Origin of the sequence: Myxococcus sp. MISCRS1, from assembly GCF_026626605.1 — a bacterium.
Classification (GTDB): Bacteria; Myxococcota; Myxococcia; order Myxococcales; family Myxococcaceae; genus Myxococcus; species Myxococcus fulvus.
The window spans coordinates 1978091-1993552 of the sequence record NZ_JAPNKB010000001.1 but is presented as its reverse complement, the minus strand read 5'-3'; the positions used below and the strand labels follow the sequence as shown (position 1 = coordinate 1993552).

The 15462-nt window shown below is 70.1% G+C and carries 12 protein-coding genes; 7 read left to right on the top strand and 5 right to left on the bottom strand.

What is annotated here, in order from left to right; genetic code table 11:
• The first annotated feature begins 97 nt into the window (after positions 1-97).
• From OWM54_RS07560 to OWM54_RS07550, 3 genes are read left to right on the top strand one after another with little or no spacing between them, the layout of a single operon-like run.
• Positions 98-1684, top strand: coding sequence for a hypothetical protein (locus OWM54_RS07560; protein ID WP_267697042.1), 1587 nt, complete (start codon positions 98-100; stop codon positions 1682-1684).
• 53 nt (positions 1685-1737) lie between these two features.
• Complete coding sequence (locus OWM54_RS07555) at positions 1738-2856, top strand: NAD(P)-dependent alcohol dehydrogenase (RefSeq protein ID WP_267697041.1); 1119 nt, start codon at positions 1738-1740, stop codon at positions 2854-2856.
• Positions 2853-3371 carry a DUF4334 domain-containing protein gene (locus OWM54_RS07550; protein ID WP_223748961.1) on the top strand — a complete coding sequence of 173 codons (519 nt, stop codon included), beginning with the start codon at positions 2853-2855 and terminating at the stop codon, positions 3369-3371. Before OWM54_RS07555 ends, OWM54_RS07550 begins: the two co-directional genes overlap by 4 nt.
• Here OWM54_RS07550 and OWM54_RS07545 read toward each other — a convergent pair.
• A complete protein-coding gene (locus OWM54_RS07545; protein ID WP_267697040.1) occupies positions 3364-3888 on the bottom strand; it encodes a DinB family protein in 525 nt (174 codons plus the stop codon). The genes OWM54_RS07550 and OWM54_RS07545 overlap by 8 nt on opposite strands.
• A gap of 162 nt (positions 3889-4050) precedes the next feature.
• On the opposite strand from OWM54_RS07545, the gene OWM54_RS07540 reads away from it, so the two are divergent.
• Together OWM54_RS07540 and OWM54_RS07535 are read left to right on the top strand one after the other, a co-directional pair.
• Positions 4051-6507: a helicase-related protein gene (locus tag OWM54_RS07540; RefSeq protein ID WP_267697039.1), complete on the top strand. Its 2457-nt coding sequence runs from the start codon at positions 4051-4053 to the stop codon at positions 6505-6507.
• Between the two features lie 199 nt (positions 6508-6706).
• A complete protein-coding gene (locus OWM54_RS07535) occupies positions 6707-7255 on the top strand; it encodes an outer membrane beta-barrel protein (RefSeq protein WP_267697038.1) in 549 nt (182 codons plus the stop codon).
• Positions 7256-7374: 119 nt separating this feature from the next.
• Here the strand turns inward: OWM54_RS07535 and OWM54_RS07530 are convergent, their stop codons facing one another.
• Positions 7375-8346: a TIGR03885 family FMN-dependent LLM class oxidoreductase gene (locus OWM54_RS07530; protein ID WP_267697037.1), complete on the bottom strand. Its 972-nt coding sequence runs from the start codon at positions 8344-8346 to the stop codon at positions 7375-7377.
• Positions 8347-8479: 133 nt separating this feature from the next.
• Here OWM54_RS07530 and OWM54_RS07525 point away from each other — a divergent pair, with 133 nt between their 5' ends.
• A complete protein-coding gene (locus OWM54_RS07525; protein ID WP_223748966.1) occupies positions 8480-10129 on the top strand; it encodes an alpha-amylase family protein in 1650 nt (549 codons plus the stop codon).
• A 48-nt stretch (positions 10130-10177) separates the two neighbouring features.
• Positions 10178-10840: a lysoplasmalogenase gene (locus OWM54_RS07520; RefSeq protein WP_223785015.1), complete on the top strand. Its 663-nt coding sequence runs from the start codon at positions 10178-10180 to the stop codon at positions 10838-10840.
• Between the two features lie 17 nt (positions 10841-10857).
• Here the strand turns inward: OWM54_RS07520 and OWM54_RS07515 are convergent, their stop codons facing one another.
• The 3 genes from OWM54_RS07515 to OWM54_RS07505 all read right to left on the bottom strand — a co-directional run bounded on the left by OWM54_RS07515 (position 10858) and on the right by OWM54_RS07505 (position 15277).
• Positions 10858-11859: a hypothetical protein gene (locus OWM54_RS07515; RefSeq protein ID WP_223785016.1), complete on the bottom strand. Its 1002-nt coding sequence runs from the start codon at positions 11857-11859 to the stop codon at positions 10858-10860.
• A gap of 200 nt (positions 11860-12059) precedes the next feature.
• Positions 12060-13454 carry a hypothetical protein gene (locus OWM54_RS07510; protein ID WP_223748969.1) on the bottom strand — a complete coding sequence of 465 codons (1395 nt, stop codon included), beginning with the start codon at positions 13452-13454 and terminating at the stop codon, positions 12060-12062.
• Between the two features lie 206 nt (positions 13455-13660).
• Positions 13661-15277 carry an NADP-dependent glyceraldehyde-3-phosphate dehydrogenase gene (locus tag OWM54_RS07505; protein ID WP_223748970.1) on the bottom strand — a complete coding sequence of 539 codons (1617 nt, stop codon included), beginning with the start codon at positions 15275-15277 and terminating at the stop codon, positions 13661-13663.
• Positions 15278-15462 lie beyond the last annotated feature (185 nt).

Here is a 15462-nt window from a genome sequence, read left to right as displayed (position 1 = left end):
CATGTAGAGGAGGGAGGCAGGCTGGAGCCTCGTGTCTTGGCGGCCCCGTGCGCCGTGCCCAACCTGTCGCCCGGGTGTGTTTCGGGAGGGAGACACCGTGGCTGACTGGCGTGGCTTTGGCGCGTGGCTCGTGTTGTGTCTGGGGATGGCCGGCTGTGATGGAGATGATTCATCGCCTCCCGTGGCCTCTTGTGAGGCCACCGCCTCCTGCGAGCCGGCTCCGGGAGTCCCTCCCGACGCGGGCACTCCGGATGCGGGCGTACCAGACGCGGGGACTCCGGACGGCGGAGGTGCTCCCGACGGTGGCGGCGCTCCCGGTGAGTCGGATGGCGGCACCGTCCCGCCCGAGGACGGTGGCACCGCGCCGCAGCCCGGCACACCCGGCAAGACACTCTGGCTGAACCATGAGCGCCAACCCCTCCACGACATGGCCGCGAGCGTCGGCACCACCTGGGATGGGGCGTCCATCTACACGGCCTCCATCCAGGGCTCGTCGACCTCGTTCGGGCGCGCTGACGGCGCCTCGTCCCATCTCGAGCTGAAGCGCTACACGTCCGATGGCGCCCGCGTGTGGACGCGCTCCTTCGCGCTGCATCCTTTTGATGGCGAATCTCCGATGGACGTCTCGGGGACGGTCGCCATGAGCGTGTCGTCCACGGGCCGGCTCTATCTGATGACGGATGTCCGCCATGGCACCGTGTCGATGGACACGCCGAGCCAGCCGCTCAGCGGCCTGGCCCTGTCCCGCTTCAACCCGGAGGGGCGCGGGGAGTGGTCCCTGCCGCTGCACGGGCTCAACGAGGTGGGACTCGCGCTCGTGGCCAGCCGGGACGATGGCGCCTACGTGAGCGTGCGCGCCTCCCATCCGTACTCGGAGGCGCTGCGGTGCGCTCCGACGGAGAACGCGCTCTATCGCATCAGCGCCTCGGGCACCGTCGTGTGGCGTCAGCGCGTCTCCGAGCCGGAGTGCGGCAACTACCGCGCGGAGGCGGTGAGCCTCGCGGTGCTGCCCGACGGCGGTGTGGCGCTGGGCGGCTCCTACTTCGGCACGGTCCGCACGGCGAAGGGGACCTTCACCGCACTGGGCCAGTCTCCCTTCCTGGCCACGTTCTCCCGGGAGGGACAGCTGACCTGGTTCAACGCCTTTCCCCGCGCCAACGGCTGGGTGACGAGCCTCGGCACCACCGCGAAGGGCACGCTGGTCGCATCGGGGAGCATGGAGGCCGGCGAGCTGCGCTGGGGCTCGCAGACGCTGCGCGACAGGCTCTCCTTCCTCCTGGTGGCGGAGGCCGCGGGCACACCGCGCTGGGTGAAGAGCCTGGGCCGCTCGGAGAAGGTCGTCATCGCCGTGGAGCCCGCCGGACGCGTGGTGGCGAGCGGCCTGTCGCGCGACTTCCCGCACCCCGCGCCGGGCGCGAGCGACCCCGCGCAGAACCCGCAGCTGTTCGCGCGCCGCTTCAACCTGGAGGGCCGCGAGCTGTGGAACCGCTTCTTCCTTCGCTCCGGAGGTCCGTCCAACCTCTTCTCCGAGCAGGTGGTGAGCGCCGTGCCCTCCGGCGAGGGGAACGGCAGCACGCTGCTGTTCGGCCACTTCTCCCACACCGAGGACTTCGGGACGGGCTCCCTCGTCCCCGACGCCACCGACACCTTCCTGCTCAAGCTGGGGCCCGGCGACGCGTTCTGACCGGGCCTCGGAGCCCTGGTGATTTTGTTGGCGGTCTGCCAATAATTCCGGACATGACGCTTCCGGTCCGTGCCGCGGTGCTGCGGGAAGTGAATGCGCCCTTCGCCCTGGAGGAGGTGGAGCTGGACGCGCCCCGCCAGGGGGAGCTCCGGGTCCGGGTGCACGCCAGTGGCATCTGTCACACGGACTTGAGCTACCGGGCGGGGCAGGGGCGCTTCGCGTTCCCCGCGGTGCTGGGCCACGAGGGCGCGGGGGTGGTGGAGTCGGTGGGTGAGGGCGTCGCGGGCTTCGAGCCGGGGGACGCGGTGGTGCTCAGCTACTACTCCTGCCGCGCGTGCGGCACCTGCGCGCGCGGACAGCCCGCGTACTGTGAGCAGGGCTACGCGGGGAACTTCTCGGGGGCGCGGCCGGACGGCACGTACCCGATGCGCTGGCGCGGCGAGCCCATCCGCTCGGGCTTCTTCCACCAGTCGTCCTTCGCCACGCACGTGCTGGCGCACCAGCACAACGCGGTGAAGGTGGCGAAAGGCGCGCCGCTGGAGCTGCTGGCGCCCCTGGGCTGCGGCTTCCAGACGGGCGCGGGTGCGGTGCTGGAGTCGTTCCGGCTGCAGCCCGGACAGCGGCTGGCCGTCTTCGGCGTGGGCGCGGTGGGCCTGGCGGCGGTGATGGCGGCGCGCGTGGCGGGCGCGGCGAGCATCTTCGCGGTGGACCTGGACGCCCGGCGGCTGGAGCTGGCGCGGGAGCTGGGCGCCACCGACACCTTCCTCGCGGACGAGCCGGAGCTGACGCGCACGGTGCTCAAGAAGACGCGGGGCGGGGTGGACTTCGCGCTGGAGTGCGTCGGCTCTCCGAAGGTGCTGCGACAGGCGTTCGACGTGACGCGCCCCTTGGGGACGTGTGGGTTGCTCGGCCTGCCGGGCGCGGACGCACAGGTCTCCATCCCGATGACGGCGCTGCTGTTCGGCAAGCGGCTGGTGGGGATGCTCGAGGGCGATGCCGACCCGAAGCGCTTCATCCCCCGCCTGGTGTCGCTGCACGCGGAAGGACGCTTCCCCATCGAGAAGCTCAGCCGCTCGTACGACTTCGAGGCCATCAACGACGCGGTCCACGACATGGAGTCGCGCACGGCCATCAAGCCCGTGCTGCGCATGCACACAGGAGCGGCACGATGAGCTTCGACGAGGTGGTGAAGGCGGGGACGCTGAGCCAGGCGGAGGCGCTCGCGCTGTTCGACAGCCTGGGGCCGGTGGAGCTTGAGTCCCTGGTGGGCACGTGGAAGGGCAGTGAGCTGCGCACCGGACACCCGATGGACGGGATGCTGGGCGCCACGGGCTGGTACGGCAAGCAGTTCCTGGACGCCGAGAGCGTGCACCCGCTGCTGTTCTACACGGAGGACCGCGCGGCGGTGTTCCCGGTGGACCCGCGGAAGTGGCCGTCCCCGACGATTCGTGGCCCCGTGGGGCCGCATCGCGCCGACGTGGAGACGTCGAAGTTCAAGGCGCGCCTGCGCAAGGTGGAGTACCGGGGCCAGCTCAGCGCGACGATGATCTACGACGACTGGCCCACGCTCGACGTGTTCCGTCAGGCCGACGAGAACACGCTCCTGGGCCTGATGGACGCGCGCGGCATGCCGTCGCCGTACTTCTTCGTGCTGCGGCGGGACGCGAACGCGCCGGCGCTCAAGTAGGGGGCACGGCCAGCACGAAGCGCGCGTAGCCCAGCTCCGCCGCGTTCTTCATCAGCTCCACGTTGGCCCAGGCGACGATGTCGCCGAAGGGCTTGCCCGTGAGCGGCCAGCGCGTGCGCGCGCTCGACCGCAGGTCCTCGTCGGTGAGGCGGGTGATGGCCTCGCGCCACGTGTCGTGCAGGCCGACAATCCACGCGCGCACCGCGTCGGCGGAGCCGGGCCAGACGACGGCCTCCCGCGTCAGGGTGCCGTCGCCGAACGAGTGGTTGTGCACCATGGACCACCAGAAGCCCAGGTGCCACGTCAGCCAGGCCACACTCGCGGGGCCCAGGTCATAGCCCTCGTGCTCGGGCCATTGGGCGCGCCAGAGCCCTTGCGCGTCCTGGCTCACGTGCAGGCCCACCGACGCGGGGCGCCGCAGGCAGTCCTCCGTGGTGAGCCCCTCCAGGTGGTAGCGGGTGAGGGCCCACGCGATGTCGAGCTGGCCCAGGAGCGTGTCTCGGACGGGGTTCGCCATGGGGCGCGACCCTAGGGGGCTTTGCCGGGGCCGTCCATTCCAGGAGGCCCAGGTCAGGACGCGGCGCGCCCGCGCGTGCGTGCCCAGCCCAGGAGGCAGCCGAGGATGGGTTGGAAAGCCGTCGCAGGGCGCGAGGCCGGGCGCGAGGTTAGACTCTCCGCAATGAACTCCAGCGCATCCGGCCGTTCGTCCGTCGTCGTGGCGGAGCTGGGGCCCACGAACACTGGAAAGACCCACCGGGCCATCGAGCGGATGCTCGAGCACGACACGGGCATGATGGGGCTGCCGCTGCGCCTGCTCGCCCGCGAGGTCTACGACCGGGTGACCGCCCGCGTGGGCGAGGGGCGCGTGGCGCTGATGACGGGCGAGGAGAAGCGCCTGCCGCCGCGCCCCGACTACTGGATATGCACGGTGGAGGCGATGCCGTTGGACCGCGTCGTCGACTTCCTGGCGGTGGACGAAATCCAGCTCGCCGCGCATCGCGAGCGGGGGCATGTCTTCACGGACCGGCTGCTCCACGCGCGAGGCCGCAAGGAGACGTGGTTTTTGGGCGCGGAGACGATGCGGCCGATGGTGCAGTCGCTCATCCCGCACGTCTCGCTCAAGCGGGCCACGCGCCTGTCCCAGCTTCGCTACGCGGGCCGGCGCTCGTTGAAGAGCCTGCCGCCGCGCTCCGCGGTGGTCGCGTTCTCCGCGGACCGCGTCTATGAGCTGGCCGAGGCGCTGCGCCGGCTGCGCGGTGGGGTGGCCGTGGTGCTGGGCGCGCTGTCGCCCCGGACGCGCAACGCCCAGGTGGCGATGTACCAGTCCGGGGAGGTGCAGTACCTGGTGGCGACGGATGCCATCGGCATGGGGCTGAACCTGGACCTGGGCCACGTGGCCTTCGCCTCGCTCTCCAAGTTCGACGGCGCCGAGCAGCGGGAGCTGTTCCCGGACGAGCTGGCGCAGATCGCCGGCCGCGCGGGGCGCCATCTGAATGACGGGACATTCGGCACGCTGAACACGCTGGAGGAGCTGCCGCCCCGGGTCGTCACCGCCATCGAGACGCACCGCTTCCCCGCGGTGCGCAGCCTCATCTGGCGCAACGCGGAGCTCGACTTCGCGAGCCCCGAGGCGCTGTTGGACTCGCTGTCGCGGGCCCCGCGTCACAACGCCTTCGTCCGGGTGGAGCGCGCCGATGACTTCGACGCGCTGAAGGACCTCTCGCACCTCCCGGCCGTCCGCGACGTCGTCACGGACCGCGCGGGCGTGGAGCTGCTGTGGCAGGTCTGCCAGATTCCCGACTTCCGCAAGGGGCTGTTCGGCCAGCACGTCAGCCTGCTGCGGGAGACGTTCCTCCAGCTCACCGCGGGGGACGGGGTGCTGGACGCGACGTGGTTGTCCAAGCAGGTGTCGCCGCTCGACGACGTCTCCGGGGACATCCACACGCTGATGGACCGGCTGGCCGCCATCCGCATCTGGACGTACATCAGCCACCGCTCCAGCTGGCTGCGCGACGCGGAGCAGTGGCAGGAGCGCACGCGGCACATCGAGGACGCGCTGGGGGATGCGCTGCACGAGCGCCTGGTGGAGCGCTTCGTCCAGCGGGCCGCGCGCAGGAGCGCCCGGCGCTTCGTGCGGGCCTCCGCCACGCCCGCGGCGAGCTCGGACAACCCGTTCGCGAAGCTCGGCGCGCTGTTGGGCGAGACCGGCTCCGCGGAGGGGCTGATGACCGAGGAGCAGTTCGTGCAGCGCGTGGTGGACGCGACGCACGAGGTCTTCGAGGTGGATGCGTCCGGGAACATCTCCTTCGAGAGCCAGCCCCTGGGGCGGCTGGTGCGCGGCACGGACCGGCGCTCGCCGCAGGTCGCGCTCGCGGAGCCGGAGGTGTGGACGGGCGGCGCGAGGCGGCGACTGGAGCGGCGGCTCCATGCGCTGGCCCGCGACCTGGTCACCGGGGCGATGGGCGGGTTCCCGGCGGAGTCGCTCACGGGCGCGGGCCGCTCGCCGCCGACGCGCGGGCTGGCGTATCGGCTGGCCGAGGGGGTCGGGCTGATTACCGTGGGCGAGGCGCGCGAGCAGTGGGCGCTGCTGGACGAGGAGTCGCGCGAGCGGCTCAAGGCCGTGGGCGTGCGCGAAGGCCGCCGCTTCGTCTACGTGGCCGGCGCGCTCGCTCCGCAGGCGCTGGAGCGCCGGTGCATGCTGACGGCGCTGTTCCTCCAGAAGCCCGCGCCGCGCGGGGTGCCCCGTGAGCCCGTGCTCGACGCGGCCGGATGGAATGTGCGTGAGGCGCGAGCCTTCGGCTACGAGCTGCTGGGGCCGGTGGCGCTGAGAATCGACCTGGTCGAGCGGCTGGGCGAGGCGCTGCGCCATCCTCGCGGTGCCGCAGAGGTGCAGGCGTTGACGCGCGAGCTGCGCCTGGAGGGTGGTGCGCGGGCCCTGGTGCTGCGCGAGCTGGGGGGCGCGCCTCCGGGGACCGCGTCGAAGCGGCGGCGTCGCCGACGACGAGGGAAGGCGCCCTCGATGGCCCCGGACAAGGCGAGCACGCATGGCCCGTCCGCACACACGGGGACGCGCCCGGTCCCCCGTCGCGATGGCCCGGAGTCTCGCGGCGCACAGGGAACGCCCAAGTCGGACTGACGTCGGTGGTTCACCTCGCGGCGCGCGGGAGTCATCCGGGGCGGATGGACACCGGCGTGGTCGTCGCGGCTGCTCCGTGGGCCGACGTCGAGCCGCGTCATCGCGAACCGCGCCCACCCACTTCGTGAAGGACGCGTCGGGCCCGGATCTTGAAGACCGCACAGTCGTCGGGGGGCCGGGACACGCGGAAGGCTTGGACATGAAGGCAGTGGTCGCGGGAGCGTTGTTGCTGTCGACGGGCGCCTGGGCACAGGACGAGGCCCGTCTCACGGGGGCGGAGCTGGGCGTGGGCGTGGGCTACGCCCGAGGCAAGGACCTGGAAGGGGAGACGCATGGCGGGCCTGGCGTCCGGCTGCATCTGCTCAAGCACCTGGGGCGCTTCTTCTCCATCGGTCCGGAGCTCGCCGTGTACGCGAGGGCGGGCTCCCGGATGGACGTCACCTTCGATGGCTCGCAGCACCACTATGACCTGCGGAACCGGGCGCTCCTCCAACTCGGAGGCGTGGCACGGCTGGGCGTGGACCTGGGCGGCGTCCGGCCCGCGGTGCTCTTCGGCGCGGGCTGGAACAAGGGCACCGTCAGCAACCTGGGCTACTCGGTGGGCGCGGAGCTGGAGTTCCGTCCCACGCCGTGGCTGCCACTCGCCCTGGAGGGCCGGCTCCACAAGAACCTCCACAACTACACCTACGAGACGGACAGGAAGGCGGACTACCTCAGCCTGGGCATCAGCTGGCGGCTGCTCTGGTGAGCCCGCGTCTCGCGTGAGCGCCCCCGAATTCCGAGGGGCGGCTGACAGGCCTGTCGCGAACAACCTCCTCGCGCCGTGGCGGGATGACACGGGTGTCATCCCCACGTGCGGGCCCCGCTTCAGCGCGCCGTGCGCAGGGCGGGGAGCACGTGCTCCGCGAACGCGTCGATGAAGCGCTCCTGTCCGCGGTTGACGTTGTGCAGGTACAGATGGCTGAAGCCGAGCTTCACGTCCTCGGCGAGCCAGTCGACGTGGCGCTGGAAACTGGAGGACACCCGCACGTGTCCCTCCAGGTCCTTGGGCTGGACGGTGCGCGCCAGCTCCTGGAACTGCGCGGGCGAGCGCAGGTCCGTGAGCACGGAGCTGGCGAAGATGTTCGTCGCCCACTGCTCCATCGCGCCCTGGAGCGCGGCCTGCTCGTCCTCCGCCCAGGAGAGCTGCACCTTGAGGAACATCGGCTTGCCCTCGCCGCCACCCCGGTGGAAGGCCTCCACCATCTTCCGCAGCTCGTCCGGGGGCTTGCTCACGGTGATGAGCGCGTCCGCCCAGCCGCCCACCCATTCGGCCGTCTGAGGCGTTATCGCCGCGCCCACCAGCAGGGGCGCCTGCTGGGGCCGCGAGTAGAGCTTCGCCTCCTCCACCCGGACCAGGCCCCGGTGCGTCACCGTCTCCCCGCGGAAGAGCGCGCGCATGATGTCCACGCACTCGCGCAGGCGCGCGTTGCGCAGGTCCTTCGGGGGCCAGGGCTCCCCGGTGATGCCCTCGTTGACGAACTGCCCGCTGCCCAGGGCGGCCCAGGCGCGACCCGGGAACATCTCCGCGAGCGTGCCCAGGGCTTGCGCGATGAGGGCCGGGTGATAACGCTGTCCGGGAGCGTTCACCACGCCCAGACTGGACAGCCGCGTGGTGGCGAGCGCCGCGCCCATCCAGCTCCACGCGAAGCCGCTGTGTCCCTGCGATTCGCTCCAGGGGTGGAAGTGGTCCGAGTTGAGCGCGGCCGTGAAGCCCGCGGCGTCGGCCCGGCGCACCAGGCGCAACAACTCACTGGGAGGAAACTGCTCATGGGAGGCGTGATAACCGAGCGTGAGCATGCGCGCGCACGTTGGTGCCGCCCGCGTGTCGTCGCGAGTCCCTCGTGTCCATGACTGTGCGCTGTCGCACGCATGACGCGCCCCCGGGTGCGTCCTTCGTCCAGCATCTCCACCTTCGCATCAGGGGAGACGGATGATTCAGGACCTCTGGTACAAGAACGCGGTCATCTACTGCCTGGACGTCGAGACGTTCATGGACGGCAACGGCGATGGCGTGGGCGACTTCGGCGGGCTCCAACGCCGGCTCGACTACCTGGCGGGCCTGGGCGTGACGTGCCTGTGGTTGACGCCGTTCCACCCCTCGCCCAACCGCGACAACGGGTATGACATCACGGACCACTACGGCGTGGACCCGAGGCTGGGGAGCCTGGGGGACTTCGTGGAGTTCACCCACCAGGCGAAGCAGCGCGGCCTGCGCGTCATCATCGACCTGGTCCTCAACCACACGAGCGACCAGCACCCCTGGTTCCAGGCCGCGAGCAAGGACCGGGACAGCCGCTTCCACGACTTCTACGTGTGGTCCGACAAGAAGCCCAAGGATGCGCACAAGGGCATGGTGTTCCCGGGCTCGCAGCACACCACGTGGACGTACGCGCCCGGCGTGAAGCGCTGGTACTTCCACCGCTTCTTCCCCTTCCAGCCCGAGCTGAACATCGCCCACCCCGAGGTGCGCGAGGAGCTGCTCAAGGTGATGGGGTACTGGCTGCAGCTGGGCGTGTCCGGCTTCCGGGTGGACGCGGTGCCCTTCCTGGTGGAGCTCAAGGGCCTGCGCAGCCACGGCATCGAGGACCCGTACGAGCTGCTGGACCGGATGCGCGAGTTCCTCTCGTGGAGGAGCGGGGACGCCATCCTCCTGGCCGAGGCCAACGTCACCATGGACGAGGTGATGAACTTCTTCGGCAAGGAGGGAGACCGGATGCAGATGGTCTTCAACTTCGCCGCGAACCAGAGCTACTTCCTGTCGCTGGTGACGGAGGACGCGACGCCGCTCGTGGAGTCGCTGCGCTCGGCGCCCAGGCTGCCGCACCTGGCGCAGTGGGCGAACTTCCTGCGCAACCATGACGAGCTGGACCTGGGGCGCCTGCCCGCGAAGGCTCGCAAGCGCGTCTTCGCGGAGCTGGGCCCGGAGCCGAGGATGCAGCTGTACGAGCGCGGCCTGCGGCGGCGGCTCGCGCCCATGCTGGCGGGGGACAGGCGGCGGCTGGACGTGTCGTTCAGCCTGATGCTGTCGCTGCCGGGGACGCCGGTGCTCTGGTACGGCGACGAGCTGGGCATGGGCGAGGACCTGTCGCTGCATGAGCGCCAGAGCGTGCGCACGCCCATGCAATGGGCCGACGAGCCGCACGGGGGCTTCACGCGCGCCGAGGAGCCCTTCCGGCCCGTGGTGGAGCGGGCGCCCCACGGCTACCGGCAGGTGAACGTCGAGCACCAGCGCAGGGACCCGGGCTCGCTGCTCAACTGGATGGAGCGCATGGTGCGCATGCGCAAGGAGTGTCCGGAGCTGGGGTGGGGCGCGTGGCGGTTGTTGAGCGTGAGGAACAAGAACGTGCTCGCGCTGCGGTACGACTGGAAGGGCGAGACACTGGTGACGCTGCACAACCTGTCCGGCAAGGCCTGCGAGGTGAGCTTCTCACCGGGAGGGCCTCCGGCGCGGCTCGTCCACCTGCTCTCGGAGGACCACTCGTCGCCCGGCAAGACGGGACGCCACCGCGTGACGCTGGAGGGGTACGGTTACCGGTGGTACCGGATGGAGCAGCGACTCGCGCCGCCCGCCACGGATTGAGGTCGGGACAGGCGTCGTCCCCGCGAGCCGCCAGGGTAAGGTGGCCGCATGCGTGGTGCTTCGACGGTGGGGACGAGGATTCTCGCGGGAGTGGGTGTCCTGGGCGCGGCGGGGTTCCTCCTGTGCCTGGACACGGGCCCGGTCGAGGTCCGCCTGGTGACCAAGTCGCTGCCGATGCTCTGCCTGCTGCTGTGGCTGTGGCCGCCGCGGGGACGCTATGCGCGATTGATTTTCGCGGGGCTGGGGCTGTCGCTGCTGGGGGACGTGCTGCTGGATGCCAGCAAGGCGCTGTTCCTGCCGGGGCTGGGGGCGTTCCTGCTGGCCCATGTGAGCTACACGGCCGCGTACCTCTGTGCGACGCGCGAGCTCCGGTGGGGGAGGGCGCTGCCGTTCCTGGTGCTGGCGGTGGGGGCCAGCGTCGTGCTGGGCCCCCACCTGGGCGCCATGGCCGGGCCGGTGACGGCGTATGTCGTGGTCATCTGCACGATGACCTGGCGCGCGGCGGCGCTGCTGGGCGCGTCCGGACTGACGCGACGGGAGCAGGGGTTCGCGTTCGCGGGGGCGCTGCTGTTCGCCCTCAGCGACGGGGTGCTCGCGGTGAAGCTGTTCGTGACGCCGGTGACGGGAGGCAGCTACGTCGTGATGCTGACGTACTGGGCGGCGCAGCTGTGCATCGCCCGTTCCGCGCATCGCGCCCCGGCCGAGGCGTGACTCCCGTACTCGAGGCCTCAGGGGAGTCGGGCGTCGAGCCACGTCAGGTGTGCGTCGAGGGTGTCCGCCACGGCCTGCGCCTGCTCGGAGGCGCTGGGGTCGGTGTATGGATTTCCAATCTCCTTGTGCTTCCACTTCACCCACGTCTGCTTGTACCAACCCCAGTCGAGATTCGTCCCCGTCGAGGGTGGCGAGGCACCCGCGTAGCCGGAGAACGCGCGAATGCCCGTGGCCGGAGCCACCTCCTGGCCGCCCACCACCTGGAAGAGATGGAGCCGCTGCCGCCGGGGGAACTGGGCACTCAGGTCCGTGGCCCACGCGCCATAGAACGTGCCCCAGGGCCGCACGGGATTGTCGATCTTGGTGTCGTGGGTGCCCAACTCTCCCTGGCTGTTGCGGCACACGCCGTCGAACGACGACACGTAGAGGTCGATTCCATCCAGTGCCCCGTTCGCGCGAAGCGCCTGGGCCAGCCGCATCATCAGGCAGCCGCCTCGCGAACTGCCCGCCAGATAGATGGAGCGCGTCTCCGGACGGACCTGTGCCTGGAGCCAGCCTGAGAAGCCATTGACGATTCGCTGCTTCGTGTCGCTGTCGAACAAGTGGTCGAAGTTGTTGTCGTTGACCACGGACAGGTACGTCCTGCCCCGAGGAAACCACCCCAGGGTGTCCAGCTTCATCGCCAGCGAGCGGCCATCCAACGTGACGTTGGGGCACGAGACGCTGTCACAGGATGCGTCCCAATTGGACGACTGCCCCGTGACACCACTCGAGTGCCCGCTGCTCGAAATCTTCTGCCCCGCTGACATGACCACCAGCGCCTCGCGCGGACCGGGAGCATCCACCTCCGCGATGCGGATGTTGTGAAGCACGAGGTCAGGGGCGCCCGCCGCGCGGAACTGCTCGAAGCCCGCCGCTGCCAGGTAGGCGCCCGAGCCATTCTTGTAGACGACACGCCGGGACACCACCGTCCTCGCCCCGCCACTGGGATAGGTCAGGGGCCGCGACTGGGTCTCCATCGAATCCTCAACCCCTGGCTCCAGGGGAGCCCCGCAGCCCGCTCCCCCAAGCAGCAAGGCCCACTTCATCCCTGAGAAGACACGACGCGCGACACCCGATGAGAGACCCATGTGTGGCTCCAGCTCCTGGAAGTGAATGACATCCAAGCACGTCCGGGGGCTTCGCGCTGGACCCAGGGCTCGATTGACGAGCTCGCGCGCTACTGCGCCTCCATCAACAGGAAGCTGAAGTCCGCGGAGCCGTCACCGCTGGCCTTGGGGGCCTGGCCGTGGCAGCCCAGGCAGCTCGCGGTGGATTGGATGTAGGTCTCCATCGTGGTGTTGGCGAGCACGGGCGGGGTACCCTGCGGCGCGCCTCCGGTGGCCCACTGGGTGCTGATGAGCTGGTAGTTCTCCCAGACGGAGCCCTTGAGCAGCGCGCGGTAGTACGCATTGAGGCCGGGGTCTGCCTGGATGGGCGTGGTGCGCGTCACCTGGACCGGGGCGTTGAGCGGCCCGCCGTCGGGCGCGAGCTCCGTGTAGGGCTCCTTCGCCGTCTGGGTATTGGGCGTGCAGTTCCCCGTGCAGTGCGGGTTGAAGAACGAGGACGTCGTGTTGTCCACGTGCTCGAAGGTGGACCAGAACCAGGTCTGCTGCGTGTCCGTCTTGTGGATGATGTGCAGGCCGACCAGGCCCACGGTGACGGGGTTGGCGCCGGGGCTCGGGTCTCCGGCGTCATCGTTGAAGACCCAGGCCTGACGCATGAAGAAGCGCTTGCCCGAAATCTCCTGCGCGGAGAGCACCTTCCACGATGCCTTCACCTCCATGGCGCCCACCGGGCCGCACGGCTTGCCATTGCACGGCCCCGGACTCTGGTTGGCGCCGGTGGGGAAGGAGATGGTGACGCCCTTCTGTCCGGCTGCGTTCCAGAGGTTGTTGGTGATGAGGTAGTTGTACTCGTCCTGGTTGAGGCGCTTCTCGTAGCGCACGAAGCGCCCGTTCTGGTCCGTCAGCGGACCCCCGACGGCCTGCTCGATGTCCGGGAGCTTCTCTCCGATGGCGGCCGAGGCCTTGGAGGTGCTGAGCAGCAGCTTGTGCACGCCGGTGTTCAGAGCCTGGAGGCGACCGGTCTCCAGCAGCTTCGTGCGCTGACGCAGCTTCGTCTCGAAGGCCGCGGGTGTGTTGAAGCTGCACCACGCGCCGGGCTTGCTCCCCGGTGGCACGAACATGTCCAGGTCATCCGGGTAGGTCTCCCAGACGGTGGGCCCCTGGCCGCTGAGGATGCTGCTCTGGGTATTGGCCGTGCACGAGGAGGGATTCGCGGGCCAGTTGAGCGCGATGAAGGTGTTCCACGAATACACATCCACGTCGGACTGGAACTCACCGAAGCGCGGACACGCGTTGGCGGGGACGACGGCGAGCGCGGGCGTGATGGCGGTGGCGCACGTCGAGCCGGGACAGGTGGGGTCCGGGTTGCACGCCTGGGGCAGCGGCGGAGCCTCCGTGGAGCCGATGGGGCCCGGATTGGGAGAGGAGGTCGCACAGGCGATGATGGCCGCAGAGGCCAGCACACCGCCCACCAGCAGCTTCCCAGCGAAGGCAGACACGACGCGCATGAATCACCTCGGGGTGTGAGGAGACGAAGGCGCGCGGGGCTACTGCAAGGAAGGGGCCCGGGAGGGGAGAGGTGCCAACCTCCCGGAAGAGGTGGGCCCCGCCACATCCCCTGGGCCTCGGGCGTTGCTTCGAGACGCGCTTGCGTCGAACGATGACGCGCGCGGGTGGGCAACGAGTTCAACCAGACCCAGGGGAAACCCCAGGGTCAGAACAGGAAGTCCGTCGTCAGGAAGTCCGACTCCCGCCGGGTGAGGATGGATTGCACCAGGTGGGTGTTGGCCGGCGTCGTCTTGGTGGCGACGAGCGTGCGGATGGAGAACACGCGCAGCGCGTCCGCGACGGACAGCGTGCCCTCGGCGGAGTCCTTGCGGCCGTTGAAGGGGAACGTGTCCGGCCCTCGCTGGCACTGGCAGTTGAGGTTGATGCGGCCCACCTGGTTCGAGAACGCGTCGATGAACCGGCCGATGCGCGCCGGGTCCTGGCCGAACAGGCTGAGCTGCTGGCCGAACTGGGACTCCACCACGAGCTGGATGACCTCCTCGTCCCGGTCGAACACCATCACCGGCACCACGGGGCCGAACTGCTCCTCGCTCGACAGCCGCATGTCCCTGGTCACCGGGTACACCACCGCGGGCGCGAAGAACGAGTGCGACGACTGACCTCCGGTGGCGTTCACCACGCGCGCGCCCTTGGCCACGGCGTCGTCCACCAGGCCTTGCAGGTAGTCCGCCTTGCCGGGCTCCGGCAGGGGGGTGATGGCCACGCCCGGCTCCCACGGCATGCCGGGCTTGAGCGCGTCCACCGCGGCGGTGAGCTTCTTCAGGAACACCTCCGCGATGCTCCGGTGCACCACGAGCAGCTTGAGCGCCGTGCAGCGCTGGCCGTTGAAGGAGAGCGCGCCGATGATGCACTCCTTCACCGCGTTATCCAGGTCCGCATCCTCCAGGATGATGGCCGGGTTCTTCGCGTCCAGCCCGAGCACCGACTTGAGCCGGTGCGGCCGGGGATGCATCCGCTTCAGCTCGCTGGCGCCCCGGTGGGTGCCGATGAAGGCGAACAGGTCCACCTGCCCGCTCTCCATCAGCGCGCCCACCGTCTCGCGGCCCTTGCCGTAGATGATGTTGATGACGCCCGGAGGGAAGCAGTCGCGGAACGCCTCCAGCAGCGGCCGGATGAGCAGCACGCCGAACTTCGCCGGCTTGAAGACCACCGTGTTGCCCATCAGCAGCGCGGGGAACAGCGTGCTGAAGGTCTCGTTGAGCGGGTAGTTGTATGGCCCCATGCACAGCGCCACCCCCATGGGGGCCCGGCGAATCTGCGCCATGATGCCCTGGTCCTGCACGAAGCGGGACGAGGTGCGGTCCAGCTCCTTCAGCGCGCGCACCGTCTCCACGATGAGGTCGACGGTGCGGTCGAACTCCTTCTCCGAGTCCGGCTGCGTCTTGCCAATCTCCCACATCAACAGGTTGACCACCGTGGCGCGCTGGGCGCGCATGGCCACGAGGAAGCGCTCCACCGCCTCGATGCGCTCCGCCACCTTCATCGTCGGCCACACGCCCCGGCCCGAGTCGTACGCCTTCACCGCCGCGGCGAGCGCGGCGAGCGACTCTTTCGAGGTGAGCTGCGGCGTGGCCCCGAGCACGCGCTGCTGGAGCCCCTCGGGCGTGCGGAGGAAGACGGGGCTTCGCACGGGGCTGAGGTCTCCCTCCCAGGTCTTCAGCTCGCCACCCACCAGGTACTCCCGCTGCTCGAGATAGGGCGGGAGCCGCACGCTGGAGGGGAGCTGCGCTTCGGTCGGGAAGAGGTCGGCGAGTGGCGTCATGGCGGCCTTCTTAACGAGGCGCCTCTCTCCTGGCACCTCTTCCCGTGAAGGGTTGGACGCAGGACCCGGCAGTGGGACCGGCCAGTCGGCCCACCCGGGAGGAGTACCTTGCCGCCCATGCGCGGAGTCGTGACGAGCCCCACCGTCAAACCGGGAGGCAGACGCGACGTGGGGCGCGTGAGCGG